The sequence below is a fragment of the Sphingobacteriaceae bacterium GW460-11-11-14-LB5 genome, assembly GCA_002151545.1.
GTDB lineage: Bacteria > Bacteroidota > Bacteroidia > Sphingobacteriales > Sphingobacteriaceae > Pedobacter.
Map to the genome: position 1 here is coordinate 669,062 of CP021237.1, position 25,966 is coordinate 695,027.

Sequence of the window (25,966 nt, forward strand, 5' to 3'; positions counted from 1 at the left end):
TTTAGCCAAAACTTATTAATGATTACTTTTATCACTTAGCTATTTTCTTTTAAATGAGTGAACAGGTAACCGCACATCAGGTATCAGAGCATAATCCTTACGATTATATTTTAAAGGATTTTAACCTGAAAAATCTTAGCCAGATTGTTATCCTTAAACATTTAAGCGGACTCATTCATACTGATGTTAAAGGCTTTTATCAGCTTTTTCCAGAGCAGATTGAAATCGATTTTGCGGCCTTTAGCGATGAAGCTTCTGGCTTACCTTTTCCGATTGTTCAGGTACAGCAAAACGATAATTCAGTAAAGCTTTCTTGCCGTTGTACCACACCGAAACATAAACTCTGCGAACACCAGGCAAGGGTTTTGTATAATATCCTTCAGCGTCAGGATCTGCTCATATTTTTCGATAGTAACCTGCGGAAGCAAAAGCTTAGTAAAATTGCAATCGATTACGGATTGGAAAAAGAAGCGAATCTTGATTTGCTGTTTAATCTCCGCTACGAAAACGGCCAGTTAGATATCCGCCCTAAAATGGATGCCCTCCAGCCATTCCATAAAGAAGCTCAACAAAATTTACAGGAACTTTTATTGCCGGCAACTAAAGGTAATACAAAAGTACAGGCCAAAAACGATCGGGGTAAAATGATCCTGGTTTTTGGACAACACCGTTATTACAACAATTTAACGGTAGAATTATTTGAGGCCGAAACGACTAAAAGCGGCAAAGTTAAAAACCCGGTAAAAGGCATTAATCCTGCAGATCTGCTTTTTAAAACCAACGATAATGATCTGCTCAAGTTTTATAGCGGTATCACCACTTTTCAACAGAATTACAATAACGATCAAAGCGAAGCGGAGATAGAGGCCTTGAAGGCGATCGTTAAAAATCCGCTACAGATTCCTTTTTACCTGCAGGACAGTAAACAGTCTGCCGCTATTCAGGCCTCAACCATTACAGCCGTTGATGTGCACTTGCTGGAAGTAGACCTGCGTCTTTCTGTAAACCAACGCGATGATTATTATGAGATTACAGGTCGGTTGATCATCGAAGGGAAATCATACGAACTGGATAACCTGGTGTTGGTACACCAGTATTTTGTTAAACTTAAAGATCAGCTGTATTTAATTGGCAGACTCGATTTTCTACGCGTAATCGGGTTTTTCAAAAAACAGAGCAACCGGTTAATCCTGCACAAAACAAAATACCCCGAATTTCAAAAAGTTATTTTGGTGCCGCTAGAAGGCAGTATCCATGTCGATTATTCTTACTTAAAGCCTGCTACCAAAAGCCAGATTGAAGAAAAAGGTTTCGATCTCGAAAATGAGCAATTGATTTATCTGTCAGAATCTGAAGATTATATTCTCCTTACACCGGTAATGCGCTATGGGAATTTAGAAATACCTGTGCTGTCTAAAAAGCAAATCCAGGCGCAGGATAAACTGGGTAATCTCTTTACCTTACACCGCGACGAAAATGCCGAGCTGCAGTTTATCGGAAATGTGCTGAAACAGCATCCTTTTTTCTACGATCAGGAAACCAACGATTCTTTTTACCTGCATCGTAAACGCTTTCTGGAAGAAGCCTGGTTCCTCGAAGCTTTTGAAGCATGGCGGAATAAAGGCATACATATTTTAGGTTTCAACCAGCTCAAAAACAATAAATTAAGTGAATTTCAGGCTAAAATTAATATCGAGGTTTTAAGTGGAACAGATTGGTTCGAAACCAAAGTAAAAGTGAAGTTTGGCAAGCAGCAGGTTGCGCTAAAACATTTACATAAATCGATCAGGAACAAAAGTAAGTTTGTGACACTTGATGACGGAACACAGGGCATACTGCCACACGAATGGATCGAAAAATTTGCTGCTTATTTTAATGCGGGAGAAGTTACCGAAGAGGCCATTCTTACGCCAAAAATTAAATTTGCTTCCATCAATGAACTTTATGAAGATGCATTATTGGATGGGGATGTAAAAAACGAGTTGAAACTATATAAGCAGAAATTCGAAGGTACAGACTCAATCCAGGAGGTTGAAGTACCAAAAGGTTTAACCGCCACTTTACGCCATTACCAAAAGGATGGTTTAAACTGGCTCAACTTTTTGGATGATTTTAATTTCGGTTCCTGCCTGGCAGATGATATGGGATTGGGTAAAACCATTCAGGTTTTGGCTTTCATTTTATCACAGCGCGAAAAAGTAAAATACAATACCAATCTGGTGGTGGTTCCGGCTTCATTAATCTTTAACTGGAAGGCCGAAGTAGATAAATTTGCACCTTCCATAAAGGTAAAAACCATTTATGCCGGCGAAAGGACCAAAACGACTGACACTTTCGATGATTACGAAATCATTTTAACCTCTTACGGAACACTGCTTTCTGATATCCGTTTTTTGAAAGATTATCGCTTTAACTATATCTTTTTGGATGAATCGCAGTTGATCAAAAACCCGGATTCGCAACGTTATAAAGCGGTAAGGATGCTGCAATCGAGAAATAAAGTAACCATGACGGGAACGCCTATTGAGAACAATACTTTTGATTTATACGGGCAGTTGTCGTTCGCTTGTCCGGGCTTATTTGGCAGTAAACAGCAGTTTGCCGATTTATATTCAACCCCGATTGATCAGTTTAAGGATAGTAGAAGGGCAGAAGAGCTTCAGCAAAAAATCAGGCCGTTTATTCTCCGCAGAACGAAAGAACAGGTGGCGAAAGAACTTCCCGATAAAACAGAAATTGTACTGTATTGCGAAATGGGAACGGAGCAGCGCGAAGTGTACGAGGCCAATAAAAAGGAAATCCAGGATTTTATTCTGGGTAAACAGGAAGATGAGCTACCTAAAAGCTCGATGCATGTGCTGAAAAGCATTACCACCTTACGGCAAATCTGTAATTCGGCCGCATTATTGGCCGATGGAAAATCATATTTACAGGCTTCCTCAAAAATTGATGTGCTGATGGAGCAGATTGAAAGTAAGGCTGGCAACCATAAAATCCTCGTTTTTTCTCAGTTTGTAACCATGCTCGATCTGATTAAAAAACAATTGGAAAGCCGAGGCATTAAATACGAATACCTTACCGGGCAAACCCGTAAAAGGGCAGAAGTGGTTAGCTCTTTTCAACAAAATGCTGATATTCCTGTTTTTCTGATCAGTTTAAAGGCCGGTGGAACCGGATTGAACCTTACCGAAGCCGATTATGTTTACCTGGTCGACCCATGGTGGAACCCCGCGGTAGAAAACCAGGCCATAGATCGGGCATATCGTATTGGTCAGCATAAAAATGTGATGGCTGTACGTTTAATCTGCCCTGATACGATCGAGGAGAAAATTATGAAGCTTCAGGCCACCAAAAAGGATTTGGTTAAGGATCTGATCCAAACGGATGGAAGTTTATTCAAAAATTTAACCAAAAAAGAGTTGTTGGGGTTGTTGAGTTAAATTTATCCATATTGTCATCCTGAGCCTGTCGAAGGATATTCGGCTTAATTAAAATGGTGTTATAGACCCTGAAATAAATTACCTTCGGTGAGCTCGCTAAGGCTCGGTTCAGGGTGACGAATTGGGTTTAGATTTCTAAATCCTCACCTCAAACTCATACCCCAAAAATTCAGGTACATGCAAACTCTCTACAATTTTCCAATCTTTCTTTTCCGCGATAAATTCAGGTGTTGCAAGCCCTGTGCTTTTAGCCGCGTTGACATAAAATTCCATTTTTGCAGGATGGTTTGGCGAGCAGGCATTGTAGGTTCGGCCGAATGCCTGTTTTTCTAAAAGTTTAACTGCAATTCCAACGGCATCTGTCTGGTGAATTAAGTTTACTGGTGCTAAACCATTCGGAACATTACTTTTTCCTGCAAAGAATCTCCCCGGATTGCGGTCAGGACCAATCAAACCTGCAAAGCGGATCACGGTGCTCTTTTCAGGAAACAGCTCCTTAAATAAAATTTCTGCGGCTAAAACGACTCTTCCTGAATCAGTATCGGGATGGGTTTCGCTGGTTTCATTTACGATCTTATTTTTATCAGCATAAACACTCGTCGAACTGATCAACACCACCTGTTTCGATTTATCTTTCACTGCAGCCAAAATTGAATGGATCTTTTTGGGATAATCATGGAGTTCAGTTGAATTTCGCTTTGGTGGAATGCAGATAAATAAGGTGTCCGCCTCAAAAAAAACTGGATCAGCTACAATCGTTTCAGTCGTAAAGTTGACTAAAAACGGCTGGATATTTTCGGCCTGCAGTATCACTAACTTCTCCTGGCTTGTGGTAGAACCGTTAACGGTGTAATTTAACCCGATCAGTTTTTTGGCTAAAGCCAACCCGAACCAACCACAGCCTAGAATAGATATGGTTTTATGCGTTGTATTATCTGAAATCATTTGCCCTAAAGATAAATAGTTGGCTTTATAATTTACGCCGATTATTGTCAATTCTGCTTTTTATACATGGTTTTCGATAGCTTTAAAATACCATCATAATACGCTGTGGGTTTGAAGTTAAATGCTTTTTCAAATTTTGTAGAATCGAAATGGTAATCATGATCGTACTGGTAATACATTTCTACCGTGCCGGCAACTACCTTTTTAAATAGACCTACCAGGCGTAGCATCAGTTTATTAATGATCATGTATTGAGGCTTGGTTTCATAAATCTTTGCCGCCATTTCTATAAAAACTTTCCCTTTTAAAGGAGCCGCAGTAGGTAAGTGCCATATCTGGTTGCCAGAATCGGGTGTTTGTCCTAATAGATATAAAGCTTTCCCCGCATCTTCAACGTAAGTAAAACTGTGTAGTGTATTTGGGTCTCCTATCCATTGAGCTTTATTGTTTTTGGCAAACTTATCGAGTACCATCATATCAAAAAAGCTGTTCATCGACTCTGCTCCGTAAAAATCTGCTGCGCGGGCAATGGTTACATTTATTTTACCCGCTTTACTTTCATTCATTAATTGTTCGGCTATTTTTGCTCTTACTTTTCCCTTTAAACTACATGGCTGGTAAGGCGTATTTTCTGTCATTGGGCCATTTACCAGCCCATACATGTAAACATTATCGAAAAATATTAGCCTTGCGCCGGTACGTTTAGTTAAGTTAATTACATTTTGAATAATAACCGGCCACTGTTGTTGCCATATTTCGGCATCGTAAGTCAAACCGGCGCAAAGGTATATAACTTTCGAACCTTCGGCCGCTGCGAAAAGTTCAGCTTCATTTAATAAATCGGCCTTAACCCAGCTTGCATTTGGGTTGCTTGTAGAAATTGGTTTTCGGCTAACCAATCTAATGGTTTCGTTCGTATTGCTTAATTCTCTGGTCAGTGCGTTTGCTGTTGGTCCGCCGGCGCCAAGTATAGTATGCATATCTTTGTTTTTTGATTAGTTCAAAGTTATGCGCCATGGAACCGTGAAAACGTTAACAAAAGATAAGGTTTGAATTTAATCCTTTAAAATGAGTGTGCGTTTACGGATACGCGAGAGCGAGACAGGGGTGATGCCTAAAAAATTGGCGATAAAGTGCTGTGGAACACGCTGGAAAATATCTTTTGCCGTTTTTTCAAGTGTGGTATATCGCTCTTCAGGGCTTTGGGTAACAAAGGCGGTAACGCGGTCTTCATAACAGCAGATGTAATATTCTGCAACCAGACGGCCAAACCTTTCCATTTTAAGTGCCAACATGGGATGGTTCAACATTTTCTGAAGATCGGCGTAAGCAATAAGAACGAGTTCAGTTTCTTCTAAGGCCTGAATAAAATTTGTACTGGGTATTCTTTTTACAAAGCTTTTATAGGCACTTACCAGCTCGTTTTCAAAACAAAAATAACCCGTAATTTCTTGTCCGTCTTTAACATGATAATGCCTAACCGCACCCTGGATAATAAAGCCAATATAATCGCATACTTTTCCTTCCACTACAAAATGATCCTTCTTCTTTAAGGTAGAAAAACTCAGGTACTGACTTAAGATTTCCCATTCACTTTCTTCGAAGGTTACAAATTGAGCTAAACCGGTTCTAAAAGCATTGATTTTAAATTGTTTATCCATACCAATAATTAAATCCGGCTTAAAGATACAGATTAATCAAGAATGGTGTTATCCTTTGCCCAGATTATAGCAAGCCCTGCAACGTGGCTCATAACTTTCCTTTTCGCCCAGTAAAACGGTGGCTTCATCGGCAACGGTCCGGTAACTGTAAAGGGCAGGGTTTCCACAGCAAACACAAACCGCATTTACTTTGGTAACATGTTCGGCAATGGCCATTAATGCAGGCATAGGGCCAAAGGGTTTGCCCGTGAAATCCATATCCAGGCCTGCAACAATCACACGTATACCTTTAAGGGCCAGTTTATTGCAAACATCAGGAAGTTCATCGTCAAAAAACTGCGCTTCATCTATGCCCACCACCTGCGTATTGGTGCCGAGTAATAAAATGGCCGAAGCACTATCCACAGGGGTAGAGTTTATCGAGTTTAAATCGTGCGATACCACAGCAGTTTCGTGGTAACGGGTATCGGTACGCGGTTTAAAAATTTCGACATTCAGTTTAGCAATCTGGGCTCTTTTTAACCTGCGGATCAGTTCTTCCGTTTTACCCGAAAACATAGAGCCACATACCACTTCTATACTTCCCGAAAATTCGCCCCTTCTTCTAAAATTTTGTTCGCTAAATAACATGCCTGTTTTTTTATTCCCCTATGTCCGTGCTATAATTTTTAAACCGAACAAATATGAGAATTATGTGTTATTTTTGAACACATAGTTACCAACATAAATCGACTAAAAATTCGTTTTAATTTTATGATGAACCAACAAGATATTTTCAGAAAGATCGGCAGCATTTTAACAGAATTAAATGAGCAATATCAGTTTTTAGCTCAAAACCCTCAGCAATTAAACGATTTGGAGCTGGAGCTTTTTCTGGCTAATGCCCATTTCCTTTCCGATCATGTTAATATCGTCAAAAAATTAAACACCATAACCGAAGATAAACCGGCTGAACCAGGAAACCATGCTTTGCTGGCCGAACAAAATACCATTATATTGCCTGAAGCTGAAAAAAGTTATGTGGAGGACGATGAGTGTTTTGATCCACAGGAACTGGAAGAAGTAGCTACCGCCCAGGAAGAGGAAGAACGAGTGGATGTAAAGCCAGAGCAGGAAGTGCTGGATGATGAAATTATTGAAGAAGAAAAAGCGGCTTCGCTTTTGAATAAAGATTTCTTTAAACCCGACCAGGATGACCATACTTTTGAATTTGTACTCGGCAAACACGATGAAAACGATCAGTTTGATTACGAAGCAAAATCTGTTGAAGAAATTTTCGATCGCCCCTTAAGCAAAGAAGAAGCAGAAATTTTAGCGCGTAAAAAGATAATTCACGAAAAAGAAGATGCTTTATCTGTTCAGGAAGAGGTGCTGCCGACTGAAGAAGATGAAATTGGCCCGGAGCCTTTCTTAATTCCGCAGGAAGAAGAGGAAGAACCTTTAGTAATTGCCGAAGAAGAACCTGTTGCAGTTGTTAAAGAAGTGGAACCGGTTGCTGTGCCAAGTGAGCCTATTGAGGCACTGAAAGATGTGAAACTGGATGATCCCATTATTTCGCCACCTGTTGAACAGGAACGCCCTTTGTTTAGACCAGAAGCTGTTCCGGTAAAACCTGCTCCACAGCCTGAAGCGGCTAAACCTGCGCCAAGTTTAAACGATTTGCTGGCCAAAACAAATGGAAAAAGCGATGAGCCTGTAAAAGCACCTATTGCCGATTTAAAACAGGCAATTAGTTTAAATGAAAAGTTACTTTTTATTAAAGATCTTTTTAATGGCTATAATCTGGCTTATTCGGAAGTTATTGATATCATCAATAAAATGAGCAGCTTCGAAGCCGCAGATAGCTACCTGCAGAATAATTATGCCGCTAAAAATAACTGGGCTAACAAACAAGCCACTGTCGATCAGTTTTACGAGTTATTGAACCGTAGGTTTAGTAAGTAGGCGCATGGCGTAAGGCGACTTGCGGCTGGCGTTACACTGCGCATCGTCATACGGAACTTGTTTTACTGCGTAGCTTTCCGCTTCGCTACAGGTCAGTATCCATCATGCTATTGCCCATTGAGGCGTCATTCCCGCGCAGGCGGGAATCTTAAAGCCATTATCGTCCTCGTTTGTAACGAGGATGCACGAGATTAGCATTTGTAATGCCTTTGAAAAATCTATTCAGGATGACGCGTCTCTTTTGATATATCTACGTACGAGATTAGCATTTGTAATGCCTTTGAAAAATCTATTCAGGATGATGCGTCTCTTTTGATATATCGACTCCAGACTAAAGACTTTCGACTGAGGACTAAATAAATCCCATCCGGTTAGAATCCAGCTTTAAGAAGATAAACAGTAAGATGGTAAAACTCCAAAGTGAAGAGCCACCATAACTAATTAAGGGCAGGGGGATTCCGATTACCGGAATAATGCCAATGGTCATGCCGATATTAATAAACACATGAAAAAAGAGGATACAGGCTACGCTATAGCCATACACCCTGGAGAAGGTAGATCGCTGCCTTTCTGCCAAATTAACCAATCGGAGTAGCAGGAACATGTATAAACCTATCACCACCGAACAGCCCATAAATCCCCATTCTTCACCAATGGTAGAGAAGATAAAGTCGGTGCTTTGCTCTGGTACATAACCATATTTAGTTTGCGTACCCTGTAAAAATCCACGACCGGTTCCCTGGCCCGAGCCTATGGCAATCTGCGATTGAATTACATTATAACCCGCACCTTTATTATCGGTTTTAAGCCCTAACATTAATTCGATACGGCTGCGTTGGTGGGGTGCTAAAACTTTTTCGTAGGCAATTTTGATTAAAAACAGATAGCCAATAGCGAAAACGGTTACCAATACCGTAGAGAAGATTATTTTTTGTTTCCTTCTGTTATTGTAAATAAAGAGGCCGGCAATGGTGGTAATAATGATGATTAAGATATAGGTTGGTACTAAGAAATCGGCAATAAAGAGCACAATCATTCCCAAAAATATCAATAGAAAGTATCCTGATAAGCCCTCGCGGTATAACGGGAACATAAATGCAAGAAACACCAATGCCGAACCCGTATCGGGCTGAAGCATGATTAACAATAGTGGTGCACCAACGATTAATCCCGCAATCATGATTGATTTAATATCACGGAATTTGGGGTTAAATGCCCCAACATACCTTGCCAGAAGCAATGCCGTGCCGAACTTGGCAAATTCGGCCGGTTGAAGTTTAAAAGAGCCTATGGCAATCCATGCCTGGTTTCCGGCTACTTTATTTCCGATCAGCAATACGGCCATCAATAAGAGCAATGTACCGCCATAAATAAAGGGCGAGAAGACATTGAAAAGCCTACCATCAAATAATAAGATCGATAAGCCTAAAATTAAACCGGTGATGATATAAATTAACTGCTTGCCGTAAAGCGTGCTAAAACCAAACACGGCAGTTTGCTCGGGTGGAACGGAAGCATAAATGTTGACAAAACCAATAGCGCATAAAGCGATATAGATTAAAACAGTAATCCAATCTACATTAAAGAAAAAACGGTTTCCCTGTTGCTGCTGCATTTTATTTCTGGATTACAGGTTTATCGATGATTACTGATTTTAATTCTTTGGGCTTTGTGGTAACCGTTTGTTTTATGGTTGCCGATTTAATTCTCAAACTATCTTTTATCCGCTTGGTAGAATCTGCTTTTTTAAGCAACAAACTATCGGCTTTCGTTAATTTGATTTTTTTGGTTTTGTCGATCAATAAAGGAAGCAGGTTTTGATTTTTCATCCATTCTACCTGAGCGGCTCTTCCACCACTTACACTACCTTTCAGGTATTTTTCGATCATGTAACTGGCAATTGGTGCGGCATAAGTACTGCCATAACCTGCATTTTCTACAATTACAGCGATGGCAATTTTCGGATTATCCCTTGGGGCAAAACCTATGAATACGGAGTGGTTTTTGCCATGTGGATTTTGTACCGTTCCTGTTTTTCCGCAGAGTACCACATCCGGAATTCGTGAGAGTATGGCGGTTCCCCAGCTGGTGTTTACCGCATCCTGCATACCATCAATTACCGGCTCAAAATGTCTGGCATCTACACCTACATAATTTTTAACCACATATTCTTTTTTAACCAGGTTTTTATCGCCGATACCTTTAATTAAGTGCGGTTTGATGTAGTAACCACGGTTGGCAATAATTGCCATAGCATTTGCCATCTGCAATGGAGTAGCAGTAATTTCACCCTGGCCAATAGCCTGCGAGATGACGTTGGTATAACCCCATCTTTTACCATAAACTTTATCGTAATGATCTGCGGTATAAAAATAGCCCTTTCTTTCATAAGGCATATCGATGTCCAGTTTTGATCCGAAACCAAATTTAGCTACTTTATCGCGCCATTCCTGATAAGTTTGTCTTTGGTTTTTCATCCCGTTTTTGGTGATTAACTTTTGAAAAACATAACAAAAATAAGTATTGCAGGAACGGGCAATACCCCTTCTCAGCGAAATGGAACCATCAAAGTGTTCGCATTTAATTTTCCTGTTTCCAGCCTGATAATAGTGTGGACAAAAGAATGTGGTGTTGGGATCGATTACACCCTCCTGCAATCCGATTAGCGCATCAACGGGTTTAAAAGAAGATCCTGGGGGATAGTAACCCATTATTGGCCTTACTAAAGAAGGACGATATGGATTACCCACAATAAATTCCATGTAGTTGTTCCCCTGGTTTCTACCGACCAAAAGATTTGGATCATACCCCGGGCTGCTGACCAGTGAAAGAATTTCTCCCGAAGCAGGTTCGATCGCTACAATTGCACCAACCTTATTCATCATCAGCTCTTCACCAAGTTTTTGAATCCGCATATCAATCCCTGAGATCAACCTTTCTCCAGAAACCGCGTTAACATCATATTTACCATCGGCATAACTTCCCTGTGGGGTGTTGTGCGCATCGTATACCGTATTAATTACGCCCTTTTCGCCTCTTAAAGTTTCTTCATAAGAAAACTCTAAACCACTTTTGCCCTTATAATCGCCAGGTTTATAAAAGCCTTCAGATTTTTCAATATCAACGGGACTTACTTCTTTTACATAACCAAATAACTGTCCGCCAACGCTATCGGGATAATGCCTGATGGTTCTGTCCTGTGTTCTAAATCCAGGGAAACGGTAAAGTGTCTCCTGTAAACGGGCATAACTTTGCACCGAAATCTGTTTAAGGAAAGGGGTAGCCTGATAACTCGATTTTCCCCTTGCTTTTTTTAGGTTTTTCCGGACATCCTCAAAAGTAATGTCCAAAGCCTGAGCAAGCGCGAGGGTATCAAAAGGTTTTACTTCGTTTGGCGTAACCATGAGGTCGTATACAGGTTCATTCTGTACAATCACCTTCATATTCCTGTCTAGAATGGCACCACGGGCAGGGTACTTGTATATTTTTCTTAAAACGTTACTTTCTGCAGAAACGAAAGCTGCATCGCTAATAATCTGGATATAAAATAACTTCCCTAATAAAATCAGGGCGATTACAATAAATAATCCTTGAACGATATATTTTCGGTTAAATAATTGATCCATTAGCGTGGTGTTCTTCTATAGAATATAAACTCTACCAATAAAATAATAAGCAGTGTAAAGATACAACTTAAGCCGCATCTCATTAAGGTATAACCAATTTCGGTTAGCCTAAATGTTTCTAAAAAGAACAGCACCAGGTGGTGTGCAACAACGCAAAGAAAAGCATAAAGTGAAAACCATTGAAAACCCATATAACTTAACGATGGTTCGGGGTCATCAATTGCGTCGCGGTTTAAACTTATTGAAATAAAAGAAATTCTTACAAAAGCCAATACCACACAGGCTGTAGCGTGTACGCCCATGGTATCGTAAAAAGCATCAAGCGTTAAACCTGTTCCAAAAGCCAGTAAATACAACAGGATGTTGGGCATGCCGAAGGGCAGCAGGAGTAAAAATAATACGTAAATGAATGGCGTAGAAAGATCATAGAAGCCCATATTCTTGAGCAGGAATATCTGCACAAAAAGTAGTAAAAACCACCTGATGACATTTAAAATAATGATTCTACTATTCATTCGGTTTAGCGATGCTTTCTAAAGCTTTTTGCTCTTCAGCTTTTTTATCTTTAACCACATATACATATTGCAATGTGCTAAAATCTGTAAATAAATTCAATTCTCCCGATAAGAAATTATCGTTGGTTGCCACATTGGGTTTGGTAATCCGGCCTACTAAGATGCCTGCAGGAAATGCGGAAAACCCAGAAGTGACCACTGTATCGCCAGCGAACATTTTAATGTGGTTAGGCACGCCTTTAATAAACGCCTTTTTGATGTCGAAATTTCCATCGCCCCATACCAGGGACCCTAATGCATTGTTTTTCTTTAATACCACACTAATGCGGGCATCTTTATGCAGCAGGGATTGAATCGTGGCCAGATGTTCAGAAACATCACGGACAAGACCGACAACCCCCCTTTGTGGGGCAATTACAGCCATGTCTTTTTTAATCCCATCCAAAGAACCTTTGTTAATGGTGATGATGTTATTGCGCAACGTAATAGAATTTTTTATCACTTTGGCCGCCAGGTACGTATATTGTTGGTTGGTAACCGTATCGATCACTTTAACATCTTTGGCCGTATCTACCGTTGTTAATGCCAGTAACTGGCTTTTAAGCTTAGCGTTTTCTGCAGCAAGGCTATCGTTAACCATACCCAGGTTTAAATATCGTTTAAAAACATTTAACCTTTCGTATGCAGTACCCACTACCTCATTGCTTGAGTTTAAGGTTACACTACGCTGATAGGAATTGTTTTTCACCGTTAGGTAAATCCCAACGATAAAAAAGATGATAAATAAGAAAAATGCGTTGTATCTGCTGATGAAAATCCAAAGGTTACGCATATTTTGATGTAAAATGGAAGATGGGAAATGTAAAATGGATTAATACCTCATCCATCTTACATCTTCCATTTTCTGTGGGTTATTGCATTAAGAATTTATATCCGCCAATGTTTTTAAGGGCGATGCCAGTTCCACGAACTACCGCACGAAGCGGATCTTCTGCAACGTGAACAGGTAATTTTGTTTTAGCCGCTACACGCTTATCTAAACCTCTCAACAATGCACCACCACCGGTTAAATAAATACCAGTCTGGTAAATATCAGCCGAAAGTTCCGGAGGGGTAATCTCTAAAGCTTTTAAAATCGCTTCTTCAATTTTAGAGATCGACTTATCTAAACAATGTGCAATTTCGGTATAGGAAACAGTAATTTGTTTGGGTACACCGGTCATTAAATCGCGACCTTGAACCGCGAAATCAGCAGGAGCATCCTGTAATTCAGGCAAAGCAGCACCTACTTCAATTTTGATTTTTTCAGCCGTACGGTCGCCAATCATGATGTTGTGTTGACGGCGGATGTAGTTTACAATATCAGAGTCGAAGTTATCTCCCGCAACGCGGATCGATTGATCGCAAACGATACCTGATAAAGCGATAACCGCAATTTCAGTAGTACCACCACCGATATCGATAATCATATTACCCATTGGCTCTTCTACATCAATCCCGATACCTACGGCAGCTGCCATTGGTTCGTGGATTAAGTATACTTCTTTTGCACCGGCAATTTCGGCAGAATCGCGCACCGCACGTTTTTCTACTTCAGTAATACCCGATGGAATACAGATTACCATACGTAAAGAAGGGAACATCCAGCCTTTACCGCCATTAAGCATGCGGATCATCCCTTTAATCATCGCCTCAGCAGCGTTGAAATCGGCAATTACACCATCTTTTAATGGGCGAACGGTTTTAATATTATCGTGGGTTTTACCCTCCATTTGCATTGCCTGACGACCTATAGCAATGACTTTGTTTGTAGTACGATCAAAAGCAACGATAGATGGTTCATCTACAACTACTTTATCGTTATGTATAATCAGGGTATTCGCAGTGCCTAAATCGATGGCAACTTCTTGCGTAAACCAGTTAAATAATCCCATGTATAAGGTATGTTTTCTTTATTTTATCAAATCTATACTATTCCTAATGTAAAAATAGCTTTTTTATTGTTTTAAGTTTTATTTTCTTCAGTTATTAAATTGTTTTTAAGGCAATTAAAATATTAACAAAATAAAACTAATAATTTTAGGGTCAGATGTAAACCTTTTTACCTTTAAGCCCTCAACCTTCTACTTGAATAACTAGTGTTTAAAGTGTCTTACCCCTGTGGTTACCATTGCAATACCTTTTTCGTTTGCTTTTGCAACTGAATCAGCATCTTTAATCGATCCGCCTGGTTGCAGAACAGCTGAAATTCCGGCTTCGGCAGCAATTTCAACACAATCAGGGAAAGGAAAGAAAGCATCAGAAGCCATTGCAGCACCTTTAACGCTGAATCCGAAAGCCGCTGCTTTTTCAATCGCTTGTCTTAAGGCATCAACACGCGAAGTTTGACCAACACCACTTGCAATTAAAACATCATCCTTAACCAACACAATGGTGTTCGATTTAGTATGTTTTACAATTTTATTGGCAAAGAATAGGTCTTTTAGTTCTTGTGCAGTAGGTGCTTTATCGGTAACGGTTGTCATTTGCTCCGGACCTTCGATAATTAAATCTTTATCCTGCTCAATTACACCGTTTAATAATGTTTTAAATTGTTTTTTGCTCAATTCAACTTCGTTGCGTTGTAAAATAACGCGGTTTTTCTTTTTGCTGAATAACTCAATTGCTTCTGCCTGGTAAGATGGGGCAATTAAAACTTCAAAAAAGAGGTTGTTGATTTCCTGAGCCGTTTCTAAGTCTACCGCAACATTGGTAATCAATACACCACCAAAAGCAGAAACAGGATCGCAGGCCAATGCATCAATCCAGGCTTGTTTAACAGTAGGGCGCGAAGCAATACCACAAGCATTTGTATGTTTTAAAATCGCAAAAGTTGGATCTTCAAATTCGTCAATCAAAGCAACAGCAGCGTCCACATCAACCAGGTTGTTGTATGATAATTCTTTACCGTTTAATTTGGTAAACATGGCATCTAAATCGCCATAAAATACACCACCCTGATGAGGATTTTCGCCATAGCGTAAAGTTTTAGCTTCCGTTACACTTTGTTTGAAAACATCAAGAGGCTCTTCTGTATTGAAATAATTAAAAATTGCAGTATCGTAGTGAGAAGAAGTATGGAAAGCTGTTTTAGCGAACGATTTACGTTGTGCTAAAGTCGTTTCGCCATTTTGTGCTTCTAATTGGGCTTGTAAAGTAGGGTAGTCGTTTTTTGATGCGATAATTACGACATCGTTAAAGTTTTTCGCAGCGGCACGGATTAAGGAAATACCACCGATATCGATTTTCTCGATAATTTCTTCTGGTGTTCCGCCTGCTTTTACGGTTTCTTCAAATGGATATAAGTCAACAATAACCAAATCAATTTCAGGGATTTCATATTCAGCAATCTGCTCCTGGTCGCCAGCTAATGCTCTACGGTTTAAAATTCCGCCAAATACTTTTGGGTGTAAAGTTTTAACACGTCCGCCTAAAATAGATGGATAACCGGTTAAATCTTCAACCGCTGTTACCGGAAGATTTAAATCTTTGATGAATTGTTCTGTTCCACCGGTAGAAAATAACTGCACCCCTTGTGCGGCTAACAATTTTACCAATGGCTCCAAACCATCTTTATAATATACTGAGATTAAAGCGTTTTTGATTTTAATGGATTGACTCATTCTACTGAAAATTTTGAGCCGCAAAGGTAGTAAAACAGGATTGTTTTTTAATGAGATTTACCGATCAATATTAAATTTTATTCTACTATATATAATAAGGCAGATCCATTTGCCAGCTTCGCTGTTTTAAAGTGGATTTAAAAAGCCTTATTAATCAGTTGTAGGTGTAATTTATTTGCTGATTTTTTTTACAATGGTTTCTACCACACGCGGATAGTGCTGGTGCTCGAGCTGCTGGCCCTTAAACTTGACCATTTCCAGGTTGTCGTTTTTGTCGATTCTGTAACGCGCCTGATAGATGTATTCGCCTTCATCGTAGTTTTCGTTAACATAATGAATGGTGATGCCGCCTTCTGTTTCGCCTGCAGCCATTACCGCGAGATGCACATGGTCGCCATACATTCCTTTTCCTCCAAATTTTGGAAGGATTGCAGGGTGGATGTTTACAATTCTGCCCGGGTAAGCGTGGATTAGGCTTTTAGGTATTAACCAAAGAAAACCTGCCAGTACAATGAAATCGATCTCCAGGTTTTTAAGCAGGTCTACCACTTCATCCGTTTTGTAGAACTCGTTCTTGTCGAAAATATGAGTGGGTATTTCGAAATTATCAGCTCTTTGTAATACATAGGCATCGGCGTTGTTGGTCAATACCAAAGCTATTTCTATTTCATTACTCCGTTTAAAATGCTCCATCAGTTTTTGGGCATTGGAGCCAGAACCTGATGCAAAGATGGCTATTCGTTTTTTCACTCAAAAATCGTTTTGCCCAAAAATAGTATTTTTAAGCCTGTTTTCTTAATCGAAAAGAAATTTTATTCAATTAAGTTAAAGTATTATTAATGAATAATTTTAACGTATTTTTGCAGTTCGGAAATGGGGGTTCAATTTTAATGAAAAAAAAGTTGAAAGTGTTTTGTAATTTAAAAACATTAATCCTATATTTGCAACCCGAATTATAGGAAACGAATAAGAAAAATAAAAGGCTAAATAGAAATGGCAAATCATAAATCTTCATTAAAAAGAATTAGAGCAAACGCAACAAAACGTTTACGTAACAGATATCAGGCAAAAACTACACGTACCTTTATTAAAAGATTACGTGCTGCAGAAGATAAAAAATCTGCATCTGATTTATTGCCTAAAGTAATCTCTATGTTAGATCGTTTAGCTAAAAAGAACATTATCCACAAAAACAAAGCGGCTAATAACAAATCAAAATTAACGAAATTCGTTAACGGTTTAGCATAAGCTAGTTTTTTATACGATATTAGAACGGTATTGAAGCAATTCAATACCGTTTTTTTTGTGATTAAATTTTTTTAGATGAAACGTTCTCTTGTATTCAGTTTTTTCTTTTGTCTTGCATTGGGAGTCTTTGCACAGAAAACTTATTTAGTTACCGGAAACTTTAAGTGCCCGTATGATGGCCTGTTATATTTGGTTCATGGCGATGAAAAAGATTCAACTATCGTTAAAAACGGAGCTTTTTCTTTCAAAGGAAAAGCCGGTTTACCTGCATTTTCCTATGTGTATTTTAAAAACAAAACAACGGTAACGCTTGATCCATTTTATTTAGGGGATGGTGATGTTGTTATAGAACTCGATACTGTAACTAAAAGCGGACTTAGAAAAAGCGGCAAGTTTAGTTACATAAGTATGCAGACAAAGTTTTTAAAGAAAGGCCTAACAGATAAGTTGATTGATTCTGTATCAAGCATAATATCTGAACGAACCAAAACTGTGGTTGATCAAGTAGCTAAAAATAGCGAAATTAAAAAGATTGTATTGGATTTTTTAACTTCACAAGCCAATACGATGGCGAGTACTGTTATATTAAAAAGGAATCTGGTAAGCTTTACTCACGCAGAACTTAAACAAATCTATCAATCGCTAAGTGCAGAAATTAAAGATACAAGCGAAGGAAAGGATATTCTTGGCGCCACAATTAAGTTGGTTCGGATTGTATTAGGAGAAAAGATACCTGATTTTGCACAAAATGATATAAAAGGAGAAAAAATTTCAATTCAGTCATTAAGAGGGAAGTATATTTTAATTGATTTTTGGGCTTCCTGGTGTATACCCTGCAGAAAGGAAAATCCTGTTGTTGTAGCCGCCTATCAAAAGTTTAAAGATAAAGGCTTCGAAATTTTAAGTGTATCACTAGATGATAAAAAACAGAATTGGCTAAAAGCAATAAAAGATGACAAACTCAGCTGGCTTCATGTTTCTGATTTAAATGGATGGAATAATGAGGTTGCAAAAATGTTTAGCATTCGATCGATTCCGGATAATATTTTAATTGATAAGGAGGGCGTCATTTTAGCAAGAGGGCTAACAGGTGTTACATTAGAAGAAAAACTCAATGAGATTTTTCCTAAAGTAAAGTAGATTAATCTGAATTTTTACGATATTAGTAAAGGCATCCCAACCAAAAGTTGGGATGCTTTTTTTTTGTCTGAAAAAATGGAAAATTACGAACAGAAACTGGGTATAAAGTTATGGGCGGAAGAAGATCGCCCGCGTGAAAAACTTTTATTACATGGCCGGAGACATTTAACAGATGCCGAACTGATTGCGATTTTAATTGGCTCGGGAAGTAAAAATGAAACCGCTGTGGATTTAAGCAAAAGGATTTTATCTTTTTACGATAACAATTTAACTAAACTAGGAAAAGCTTCCATTCTAGATCTTTCGAGGTTTAGAGGCATTGGAGAAGCCAAAGCCTTAACCATTATTGCCGCTTTAGAGCTTGGCTTACGAAGGAAGGAAACTTCGGAAGAGTCCATTACCCATGTTACAACCTCTAACGATGTTTATAAATATTTACATCAAACCTTCGCCAATCTCAATCACGAAGAGTTCTGGATATTACTCCTCAACAGGTCTAATCGGGTAATTGGTAAATTTTTAATCAGTAAAGGCGGGCAGGCAGGTACGGTAGCCGATCCGAAAATTATTTTTAAAACAGCTTTAGAAAACAATGCCGCAAATATTGTATTGGCACATAACCATCCTTCGGGAAATATAAAACCCAGCGAGAGCGATGATAAATTGACCAGGAATATGGTTGCCTCCGGAAATTTGCTCAGTTTGTATGTGGTTGATCACGTGATTTTCGCCAATAACCGTTACTATAGTTACAGAGATGAAGATTTAATTTAAAAGATATTTGATTGTTAAAGTACAATTAACCTTAAATTAGTATTATAGCGGCTTAAAATTAGTTGTTATTGGCCTGCCGGCATTAATTAAATGGTGAAATTATATTTATGAATACTTTAAAACTCATCCCTGTTTTTCTTTTATTAACAATTATGGCTTTCGCTCAGAAAAAAGCGGTTCCAATTAATATCATTACCTATAACATCCGCTTAAATGTAGCATCAGATGGTGTTAACGCCTGGCCAAACCGAAAAGATAATGTAAAAGCTTTGGTGAAATTTCATGATGCCGATATTCTTTGCGTACAGGAAGCTTTACCAGAACAATTTGATGCATTGCTCGAGAATTCTAATTTCGATGTCGTAGGGGTTGGGCGTGATGATGGTAAACGAAAAGGAGAATTTTCAGCAGTTTATTTCGATAAAGACAGGTTTACCAAAAAAGATGGCGGAACGTTTTGGCTGTCAGAAACGCCTGATGTTCCTTCAAAAGGATGGGATGCTGCACTTAACCGCGTATGCAGCTGGGTAAAATTGTACGATAAGCTGAATAAAAAAGAATTTATCGTTTTTAATACCCATTACGATCATGTTGGCGTGAAAGCAAGAATTGAATCCGCTAAATTGCTGAAACAAAAAATACAACAGATCGCACCTACCTTACCAGTTGTTTTTACGGGTGATTTAAATGTAACCCCTGAAACTGAAGCCATCGCTACCATCAAATCTTTTCTTATCGATGCGAAAGAGGTTTCTGCAGAGCCTCCATATGGCCCGGCAGGTACTTTTAATGCTTTTGATTTTAACAGCGACCTGAAAAACAGGATCGACTATATTTTTGTAAACAAAGGATTTAAAGTGCAGAAATTTGCGGTATTAACTGATAGTAAGGATAAAAGGTATTATTCTGATCATTTACCTGTGTTCTGCAGACTCTGGTTTTAATCTATGCTGTTAAAATCTGAATCACTGTTTCCTTTTCAATTCGAACTTTTTGGTAACGAATACCATTATCACTATATTTTCGAAACGCTGGCATTCATTATTGGTGTTAGGTTATATTATTACTATAAAAAAGGGATCGTAGATCCGATATCTGATGAAAACCGGCTGTGGATTATGCTGGGAGCCATGCTTGGCGCCTTAATCGGCTCGCGTGTAATTGCGGTGCTCGAAACGCCTGAAGTACTCCATCACCTTAGTTTTTCAGTTCTTTATCAAAGTAAAACCATTGTGGGTGGTTTGCTTGGCGGTTTGTTCGGTGTGGAGCTAATAAAAAATATCATAGGTGTAAATATCGCCTCTGGTGATATCTATGTGATCCCGATTTTGGTAGCGTTGATTATAGGTCGTATTGGTTGCTTTTCAATGGGGATCGACGAGCCAACTTATGGTGTGCCGACTCGCTTTTTTATGGGTGTGGATCTGGGTGATGGCATCCTTCGGCATCCCATCATGCTCTACGAAATAATCTATCTATTGCTTTTGATTTTCCTTTTTAATCGCTTAAAACATAAAGAACTGATTAATGGAGATCGCTTTAAGTTATTGATGGTGTTATATTTCCTGTTCCGTTTTGTAATTGAATTTATAAAACCTTACCAATCATTATTTTTAAATTTAAGCAGTATTCATTGGTCTGCATTGTTTATTTTTATTTATTATTATAGATTCATTATCAGAATTTCGAAACAGATTTTACCTAAACAGTAAACATTATGGCCAATACCAGAGATTATATATACTACGATTATACCAAAAGTCTTTGTCCGGAATGTTTACAGCTTTGCGATGCAAAAATTGTTTTTCAGGACGCTAAGGTGTTTATGCTGAAAAACTGCAGGACGCATGGCGATAGCAAAGTAATGATCGCCGATGATGTAGAATATTACAAACAGATCCGGAATTACAATAAACAATCCGAAATGCCGCTTAAGTTTAATACCAAAGTGCATTACGGTTGCCCTTACGATTGCGGTTTATGTACCGATCATGAACAGCATTCATGTCTTACTGTAATAGAAGTTACCGATCGTTGCAATCTTGCCTGCCCTACCTGTTATGCCATGTCTTCGCCAAGTTATGGCAGACATAGAACTTTGGCTGAAATAGAACGGATGATGGATGTGGTGGTGGCCAACGAGGGTGAGCCCGATGTAGTTCAACTCTCAGGCGGAGAACCAACGGTACACCCCGAATTTTTTAAGATTTTAGATCTTGCCAAAACCAAACCCATTAAACACTTAATGGTAAATACCAACGGTATCAGGATTGCAAAGGATATTAATTTTGTCGAGAAACTGGCCAGTTATATGCCCGATTTTGAAATCTACCTACAGTTTGACAGTTTCAGTGCAGAAGTTTTAACCAAATTACGAGGCGAAGACCTTACTGAGGTACGGAGAAAAGCCATCGATCACCTCAATCAGTTTAATGTATCCACAACTTTGGTGGTTACTTTACAGAATGGATTGAACGATCATGAAATCGGTGATATATTGGATTATGCCCTTAAGCAGAAATGTGTTCGTGGGGTTACTTTCCAGCCTACTCAGGTGGCGGGAAGAAATGATGATTATAATGATCAACAGGGAAGGATCACCTTAACTGAGGTGCGCAGGAAAATTTATGAGCAATATCCAATCTTTACCCCGCAGGATTTAATCCCGGTGCCATGCAATCCCGATGCCTTGTGTATGGCCTATGCCTTAAAAATTGGCGATGAGGTGATCCCGATGACACATCTGATCAATCCGGAAGATTTACTCAACAATTCGAAAAACACCATCGTTTTCGAACATGATGAGAAATTGAAAGAACACATGCTTAACTTGTTTAGCACAGGTGTTTCAGTTGATTGTGCAGAAGATACCTTCGGCGAATTGATGTGCTGCCTGCCACGGGTAAAATCGGATAGTTTAAGTTATGATAATTTATTCCGGATCATCATCATGAATTTTATGGACCCGCTGGATTTTGATGTGCGTGCGGTTAAAAAATCCTGTGTGCACATTGTGAGCGATAAATACAAAATGGTACCCTTTGAAACCATGAATATTTTTTACCGCGACAATAAAATTGATCTGATCAGGGAAAAGTTAAATATGAACTAACATGGACGGCTTATTTGTATTATTCATTGTTTATTGCCTTACAGCAGTTGTACTCTTTGTGGTTGGCATTATTCAGATTATTATTAAATCGTCGAGAAACGAACCTCTTAAACCTGGACTAAAATTGCTTATTATTTCAGTAATTATGGTGATAATCGGTTTTGGTGCCTGTGCGGTATTGCTTGCCAACAGTTAATCTCAAATTTAAGCTCATGGAAATTTTTATTGTATATTGGGTAATCGTGGTATTGTTGTTTGTAATAGGCATCATTCAGATCATTGTAAAAGCTGCGAAAAAACAACCCGTTAAACCCGGCCTTAAATTAGTTATTGCATCAGTTATTATGCTGGTAATCGGAGCAGGGGCATGTGCAGTAATTCTATCCAATTTAAATATTAGCCATTAGTCATTTTTATTGTGAAGATAGTGGGTTTAACTTTCTCCTTTGGGCTTTAAATAATATCTTTGCGTTTTATAATTCTTGAACTAAGGTTTTAGCGCTTGCATGCCTCAAATCTCATGTCTAGAATCTCAAATCTCAATAAATGAAAATATCATATAACTGGTTAAAACAATTCGTACAGATCGATAAAACACCTCAGGAACTTTCGTTAATCCTTACCAATGTTGGGTTAGAAGTAGAAAGTGTAGAAAAAGTGCAGCCTGTTGTGGGTGGCTTAGAGGGATTGGTTATTGGCGAAGTATTAACTTGTGTTCAGCATCCCAATGCCGATCGTTTGCGCATTACTACGGTAAATGTTGGTGCTAAAGAAAACCTTCAGATTGTTTGCGGTGCGCCAAATGTAGGTGCTGGTCAAAAAGTGGTAGTGGCAACAGTGGGTACAACCGTATATCCATTAGAAGGTGAGCCTTTTAAAATAAAAGAATCCAAAATAAGGGGAGAACTTTCTCAGGGCATGATCTGTGCCGAAGATGAAATTGGTTTAGGTAAATCTCATGATGGGATTATGATCCTTGCCGGGGATACCGAAATTGGGATTCCTGCAAAAGAGCATTTCAAAATGGATGATGATTTTGTTTTCGAAATCGGATTAACACCAAACCGTGCTGATGCGGCTTCGCATTTAGGGGTGGCCAGAGATTTAGCTGCTTATTTCAGAAGCGAATATGAAATGCCTGATCTTTTAGCTTTTAAAACGGATAACGAAAACCTGGTTATTCCGGTAGAAGTAGAAGATTTAGCAGCTTGTCCACGTTACAGCAGCTTAACACTTTCTGGCGTTACCGTGAAAGAATCGCCAGAGTGGTTAAAAGATAAATTAAAGGTAATTGGTTTACGTCCCATCAATAATGTGGTTGATATTACCAATTATGTGCTTCATGGTTTAGGGCAGCCTTTGCATGCTTTCGATGCCGATAAAATTACCGGTGGAAAAGTAATCGTGAAAAAAGTTGCTGAAGGAACACCATTTGTAACACTTGATGATGTGGAACGTAAGTTAAATGCAGATGATTTAATGATCTGCAATGCTGAAGCACCAATGTGTATTGCGGGTGTTTTCGGTGGAAAATCTTCAGGAGTTGATGCCAGTACCAAAAATATTTTCTTAGAAAGTGCTTACTTTAATTCGGTTTCTGTACGTAAAACATCGAAAAGACATGGCTTAAAAACCGATGCCTCTTTCCGTTTTGAGCGTGGTACCGATCCTGAAATTACAGTTACGGCTTTAAAATATGCGGCTTTATTAATTAAAGAACTGGCAGGCGGAGAAATTTCTTCATCAGTTTCTGATATTTATCCAAGTCATATCAAGCCTTTCGAGTTTGAGGTAAGTTATAGCAACATCAATAAATTAATTGGCGCAAATATTCCATCAGCAGAGATTAAACACATTATTACGGCATTGGGTATATCGGCAACCAATACATCTGATGATACTTTGGCTTTAAGAGTTCCATCATTTAAAGTAGATGTTACCCGCGAATGCGACATTACAGAAGAAGTATTGCGTATTTACGGCTATAACAATATCGAAATTCCATCAAAGGTAAATGCATCGCTTTCTTACAGCATTAAACCTGAAAAAGAAAATACGCATAACGTAATTGCAGATATGCTTACTTCGAATGGTTATGCAGAAATTATGTGTAACTCGTTGACTAAATCGGCTTATTCGAAAAATTTAGACGAGGCGGTATTTATTTTAAACCCTTTAAGCAGCGATTTAAATGTGATGCGCCAGAATTTGTTGATGCCGGCATTAGAAAGCGTAGCTTATAACCAAAACCGTAAAAATGCTGATGTTAAGTTTTACGAATTCGGTAAAACCTATCATTTAATTAATGAGCAGTATGTAGAGCGTCCCAGGTTATTGTTGTTGATTTCAGGTGCAAAACAAAGCGAGCAATGGAATCATAATGCTAAACCAGCAACTTTCTATAATTTAAAATCGGCAGTTGATGCCATTATTTCGCGTTTAGGCATTGCAAGCTATCAATCTGATGTTTTAAATGATGAAAACTTTGCTTATGGCATTAAATATTTCCGTGGAGATAAATCCCTGGTAAGCTTTGGTGCTGTATCAAAAGCCGACCGTAAAGTAGCTGATGTAAACGCAGAGGTTTTTTATGCTGATTTTGATTGGGCTGCCTTGCTGGATATTGTGAGGAAAAATAAAATCGTAAACAAAGAGGTTTCTAAGTACCCGCAAGTGCGCAGGGATTTATCTTTATTGATCGATCAGGCCGTAACTTTCGATACTTTAAAAAGCATTGCTTTCAAAACCGATAAAAAGCTGATCAAAGAGGTTGGTGTGTTTGATGTGTATGTTGGCGATAAATTACCTGAGGGTAAAAAATCGTATGCCTTGAATTTCATTTTGCAGGATGAGGAACAAACCTTAACCGATAAGCAGATCGAAAATACAATGCAGAAACTAATCGCGAATTTAACGGCACAAGCTGGTGCAGAAATTAGGAAATAAAATATAAATTCGTATTTTTAGAAATAAATTCATGACTTCTGTTGCAGATCAATTAGATAAAGTATTACAAAAAACGGCTCAGGTATTAGAGCTATGTAATGCGCTACAGGAAGAAAATGATTTATTAAAGCTTGAAAATCAATCGTTAAAAGTAGCACTCGATACGGCGAAGGGCAAAAATGTAGAACTTGACGAAAAATTAAGGGTTACTAAATTGGCCAAAAGTATAGAGGGAACAAGCGAAAAATCGCTTGACATTAAACAAAAAATTAACGATTTTGTGCGGGAGATTGATAAAAGTATTGCATTATTAAAAAAATAATGGTGCAAAGAAATCAGAAACTAAGCTAAACAAATGGGAGAAATCTCGATTAAAATAACCATTTCCGACCGTATTTATCCGCTAAAGGTGAATATGGAAGAGGAAGAAATTGTGAGACGGGCAGCAAAAATGATCAACGAGCGCATAAAGGATTATCAGGATAATTATGCGGTTAGAGATAAGCAGGATCTTCTTTCTATGGCTGTGTTGCACTATGCAACAGCTGTATTGAGAACAGAAAATAAAGTACAAAGCCAGGATACTGCTGTTGCCGATAAAGTTGAAGAATTGGATGTTTTACTCAGTAATTTCTTTTCAAAATAAGGTTCGTTCTTTCAAAGTATACGTCACTCTGAACTTGTTTCAGAGCCTGTTTAATAAGATCCTGAGCTGTAGCGCAGCGGAAAGCTACGTAGTAAAATCAATTCAGGATGACGCATGCCTTAAATATATTAGCACAAAAATATAGCCGCAGCTAGTTTTTGAGTTTCAAATTTTATAAAACTTAACACTTCAATATCTATAGGGTTAAGAGGGCGTATTTCATCTGCTATGGCACCTGAAAATGGCTTAAACCCTAATTATGCTTAGTTGAGGTTTAAAATGTATGAGACTTTAAAAATTAGTTGCG

24 protein-coding genes are annotated in these 25,966 nt (G+C 38.6%); 13 read left to right on the forward strand and 11 right to left on the reverse strand.

All coding sequences use genetic code 11. The features are described 5' to 3' along the window. Window positions 1-53: 53 nt before the first annotated feature. On the forward strand, window positions 54-3,440 hold the full coding sequence (locus CA265_02650; protein ARS38638.1) for a DNA helicase: 3,387 nt from the start codon (window positions 54-56) through the stop codon (window positions 3,438-3,440). 135 nt (window positions 3,441-3,575) lie between these two features. Here the strand turns inward: CA265_02650 and CA265_02655 are convergent, their stop codons facing one another. The 4 genes from CA265_02655 to CA265_02670 all read right to left on the reverse strand — a co-directional run bounded on the left by CA265_02655 (window position 3,576) and on the right by CA265_02670 (window position 6,676). Then, the gene (locus tag CA265_02655; GenBank protein ID ARS42867.1) at window positions 3,576-4,385 is read right to left on the reverse strand and encodes a hypothetical protein; all 810 of its coding nucleotides are present in this window, start codon (window positions 4,383-4,385) and stop codon (window positions 3,576-3,578) included. A gap of 47 nt (window positions 4,386-4,432) precedes the next feature. Beyond that, the gene (locus CA265_02660) at window positions 4,433-5,365 is read right to left on the reverse strand and encodes a hypothetical protein (GenBank protein ID ARS38639.1); all 933 of its coding nucleotides are present in this window, start codon (window positions 5,363-5,365) and stop codon (window positions 4,433-4,435) included. Window positions 5,366-5,440: 75 nt separating this feature from the next. Further along, entirely contained in the window at window positions 5,441-6,046 is a 606-nt protein-coding gene (locus CA265_02665) for a hypothetical protein (GenBank protein ARS38640.1), read from the reverse strand. Window positions 6,047-6,094: 48 nt separating this feature from the next. After that, entirely contained in the window at window positions 6,095-6,676 is a 582-nt protein-coding gene (locus CA265_02670; protein ARS38641.1) for a thymidine kinase, read from the reverse strand. A gap of 123 nt (window positions 6,677-6,799) precedes the next feature. Between CA265_02670 and CA265_02675 the strand changes: the two genes are divergently transcribed. Then, window positions 6,800-7,990 (forward strand): hypothetical protein, encoded by a 1,191-nt coding sequence (locus CA265_02675; protein ARS38642.1) that lies wholly within the window; start codon window positions 6,800-6,802, stop codon window positions 7,988-7,990. Window positions 7,991-8,342: 352 nt separating this feature from the next. Here the strand turns inward: CA265_02675 and CA265_02680 are convergent, their stop codons facing one another. The 7 genes from CA265_02680 to CA265_02710 form a co-directional block, all read right to left on the reverse strand. Then, window positions 8,343-9,605, reverse strand: coding sequence for a rod shape-determining protein RodA (locus CA265_02680; GenBank protein ARS38643.1), 1,263 nt, complete (start codon window positions 9,603-9,605; stop codon window positions 8,343-8,345). A gap of 1 nt (window position 9,606) precedes the next feature. Continuing rightward, window positions 9,607-11,616: a penicillin-binding protein 2 gene (locus CA265_02685; protein ID ARS38644.1), complete on the reverse strand. Its 2,010-nt coding sequence runs from the start codon at window positions 11,614-11,616 to the stop codon at window positions 9,607-9,609. Then, a complete protein-coding gene (locus CA265_02690) occupies window positions 11,616-12,131 on the reverse strand; it encodes a rod shape-determining protein MreD (GenBank protein ID ARS38645.1) in 516 nt (171 codons plus the stop codon). Before CA265_02690 ends, CA265_02685 begins: the two co-directional genes overlap by 1 nt. Continuing rightward, window positions 12,124-12,963, reverse strand: coding sequence for a rod shape-determining protein MreC (locus CA265_02695; protein ARS38646.1), 840 nt, complete (start codon window positions 12,961-12,963; stop codon window positions 12,124-12,126). The genes CA265_02690 and CA265_02695 overlap by 8 nt, the downstream gene beginning before the upstream one ends. Before the next feature lie 79 nt (window positions 12,964-13,042). After that, window positions 13,043-14,065 (reverse strand): rod shape-determining protein, encoded by a 1,023-nt coding sequence (locus CA265_02700; GenBank protein ID ARS38647.1) that lies wholly within the window; start codon window positions 14,063-14,065, stop codon window positions 13,043-13,045. A gap of 201 nt (window positions 14,066-14,266) precedes the next feature. Next, a complete protein-coding gene (locus tag CA265_02705; GenBank protein ID ARS38648.1) occupies window positions 14,267-15,793 on the reverse strand; it encodes a bifunctional phosphoribosylaminoimidazolecarboxamide formyltransferase/IMP cyclohydrolase in 1,527 nt (508 codons plus the stop codon). A gap of 171 nt (window positions 15,794-15,964) precedes the next feature. Continuing rightward, the gene (locus CA265_02710; protein ID ARS38649.1) at window positions 15,965-16,543 is read right to left on the reverse strand and encodes a phosphoribosylglycinamide formyltransferase; all 579 of its coding nucleotides are present in this window, start codon (window positions 16,541-16,543) and stop codon (window positions 15,965-15,967) included. A 243-nt stretch (window positions 16,544-16,786) separates the two neighbouring features. Here CA265_02710 and CA265_02715 point away from each other — a divergent pair, with 243 nt between their 5' ends. The 11 genes from CA265_02715 (at window position 16,787) to CA265_02765 (ending at window position 25,659) form a co-directional block, all read left to right on the forward strand. Further along, on the forward strand, window positions 16,787-17,041 hold the full coding sequence (locus CA265_02715; protein ARS38650.1) for a 30S ribosomal protein S20: 255 nt from the start codon (window positions 16,787-16,789) through the stop codon (window positions 17,039-17,041). Window positions 17,042-17,116: 75 nt separating this feature from the next. Further along, window positions 17,117-18,181: a hypothetical protein gene (locus CA265_02720; GenBank protein ID ARS38651.1), complete on the forward strand. Its 1,065-nt coding sequence runs from the start codon at window positions 17,117-17,119 to the stop codon at window positions 18,179-18,181. 75 nt (window positions 18,182-18,256) lie between these two features. Further along, window positions 18,257-18,955 (forward strand): hypothetical protein, encoded by a 699-nt coding sequence (locus tag CA265_02725; GenBank protein ID ARS38652.1) that lies wholly within the window; start codon window positions 18,257-18,259, stop codon window positions 18,953-18,955. Window positions 18,956-19,062: 107 nt separating this feature from the next. Next, window positions 19,063-19,899: an endonuclease gene (locus CA265_02730; GenBank protein ARS38653.1), complete on the forward strand. Its 837-nt coding sequence runs from the start codon at window positions 19,063-19,065 to the stop codon at window positions 19,897-19,899. Window positions 19,900-19,902: 3 nt separating this feature from the next. After that, complete coding sequence (locus tag CA265_02735) at window positions 19,903-20,667, forward strand: diacylglyceryl transferase (GenBank protein ARS38654.1); 765 nt, start codon at window positions 19,903-19,905, stop codon at window positions 20,665-20,667. A 5-nt stretch (window positions 20,668-20,672) separates the two neighbouring features. Further along, a complete protein-coding gene (locus tag CA265_02740) occupies window positions 20,673-22,067 on the forward strand; it encodes a radical SAM protein (GenBank protein ARS38655.1) in 1,395 nt (464 codons plus the stop codon). A 1-nt stretch (window position 22,068) separates the two neighbouring features. Further along, window positions 22,069-22,263 carry a hypothetical protein gene (locus tag CA265_02745; GenBank protein ID ARS38656.1) on the forward strand — a complete coding sequence of 65 codons (195 nt, stop codon included), beginning with the start codon at window positions 22,069-22,071 and terminating at the stop codon, window positions 22,261-22,263. Window positions 22,264-22,279: 16 nt separating this feature from the next. Further along, window positions 22,280-22,474, forward strand: coding sequence for a hypothetical protein (locus tag CA265_02750; GenBank protein ID ARS38657.1), 195 nt, complete (start codon window positions 22,280-22,282; stop codon window positions 22,472-22,474). A 139-nt stretch (window positions 22,475-22,613) separates the two neighbouring features. Continuing rightward, on the forward strand, window positions 22,614-25,013 hold the full coding sequence (locus CA265_02755) for a phenylalanine--tRNA ligase subunit beta (protein ID ARS38658.1): 2,400 nt from the start codon (window positions 22,614-22,616) through the stop codon (window positions 25,011-25,013). Window positions 25,014-25,044: 31 nt separating this feature from the next. Then, window positions 25,045-25,335, forward strand: a complete 291-nt coding sequence (locus CA265_02760) for a hypothetical protein (GenBank protein ARS38659.1) — start codon at window positions 25,045-25,047, stop codon at window positions 25,333-25,335. A 33-nt stretch (window positions 25,336-25,368) separates the two neighbouring features. Next, entirely contained in the window at window positions 25,369-25,659 is a 291-nt protein-coding gene (locus CA265_02765) for a cell division protein ZapA (GenBank protein ID ARS38660.1), read from the forward strand. Window positions 25,660-25,966: the final 307 nt, after the last annotated feature.

Bases quoted from the DNA above. Each gene is read 5' to 3' on its own strand.
- CA265_02650 (ARS38638.1), top strand. From the start codon at position 54: ATGAGTGAACAGGTAACCGCACATCAGGTATCAGAGCATAATCCTTAC.
- CA265_02655 (ARS42867.1), bottom strand. From the start codon at position 4,385: ATGATTTCAGATAATACAACGCATAAAACCATATCTATTCTAGGCTGT.
- CA265_02660 (ARS38639.1), bottom strand. From the start codon at position 5,365: ATGCATACTATACTTGGCGCCGGCGGACCAACAGCAAACGCACTGACC.
- CA265_02665 (ARS38640.1), bottom strand. From the start codon at position 6,046: ATGGATAAACAATTTAAAATCAATGCTTTTAGAACCGGTTTAGCTCAA.
- CA265_02670 (ARS38641.1), bottom strand. From the start codon at position 6,676: ATGTTATTTAGCGAACAAAATTTTAGAAGAAGGGGCGAATTTTCGGGA.
- CA265_02675 (ARS38642.1), top strand. From the start codon at position 6,800: ATGATGAACCAACAAGATATTTTCAGAAAGATCGGCAGCATTTTAACA.
- CA265_02680 (ARS38643.1), bottom strand. From the start codon at position 9,605: ATGCAGCAGCAACAGGGAAACCGTTTTTTCTTTAATGTAGATTGGATT.
- CA265_02685 (ARS38644.1), bottom strand. From the start codon at position 11,616: ATGGATCAATTATTTAACCGAAAATATATCGTTCAAGGATTATTTATT.
- CA265_02690 (ARS38645.1), bottom strand. From the start codon at position 12,131: ATGAATAGTAGAATCATTATTTTAAATGTCATCAGGTGGTTTTTACTA.
- CA265_02695 (ARS38646.1), bottom strand. From the start codon at position 12,963: ATGCGTAACCTTTGGATTTTCATCAGCAGATACAACGCATTTTTCTTA.
- CA265_02700 (ARS38647.1), bottom strand. From the start codon at position 14,065: ATGGGATTATTTAACTGGTTTACGCAAGAAGTTGCCATCGATTTAGGC.
- CA265_02705 (ARS38648.1), bottom strand. From the start codon at position 15,793: ATGAGTCAATCCATTAAAATCAAAAACGCTTTAATCTCAGTATATTAT.
- CA265_02715 (ARS38650.1), top strand. From the start codon at position 16,787: ATGGCAAATCATAAATCTTCATTAAAAAGAATTAGAGCAAACGCAACA.
- CA265_02720 (ARS38651.1), top strand. From the start codon at position 17,117: ATGAAACGTTCTCTTGTATTCAGTTTTTTCTTTTGTCTTGCATTGGGA.
- CA265_02725 (ARS38652.1), top strand. From the start codon at position 18,257: ATGGAAAATTACGAACAGAAACTGGGTATAAAGTTATGGGCGGAAGAA.
- CA265_02730 (ARS38653.1), top strand. From the start codon at position 19,063: ATGAATACTTTAAAACTCATCCCTGTTTTTCTTTTATTAACAATTATG.
- CA265_02735 (ARS38654.1), top strand. From the start codon at position 19,903: ATGCTGTTAAAATCTGAATCACTGTTTCCTTTTCAATTCGAACTTTTT.
- CA265_02740 (ARS38655.1), top strand. From the start codon at position 20,673: ATGGCCAATACCAGAGATTATATATACTACGATTATACCAAAAGTCTT.
- CA265_02745 (ARS38656.1), top strand. From the start codon at position 22,069: ATGGACGGCTTATTTGTATTATTCATTGTTTATTGCCTTACAGCAGTT.
- CA265_02750 (ARS38657.1), top strand. From the start codon at position 22,280: ATGGAAATTTTTATTGTATATTGGGTAATCGTGGTATTGTTGTTTGTA.
- CA265_02755 (ARS38658.1), top strand. From the start codon at position 22,614: ATGAAAATATCATATAACTGGTTAAAACAATTCGTACAGATCGATAAA.
- CA265_02760 (ARS38659.1), top strand. From the start codon at position 25,045: ATGACTTCTGTTGCAGATCAATTAGATAAAGTATTACAAAAAACGGCT.
- CA265_02765 (ARS38660.1), top strand. From the start codon at position 25,369: ATGGGAGAAATCTCGATTAAAATAACCATTTCCGACCGTATTTATCCG.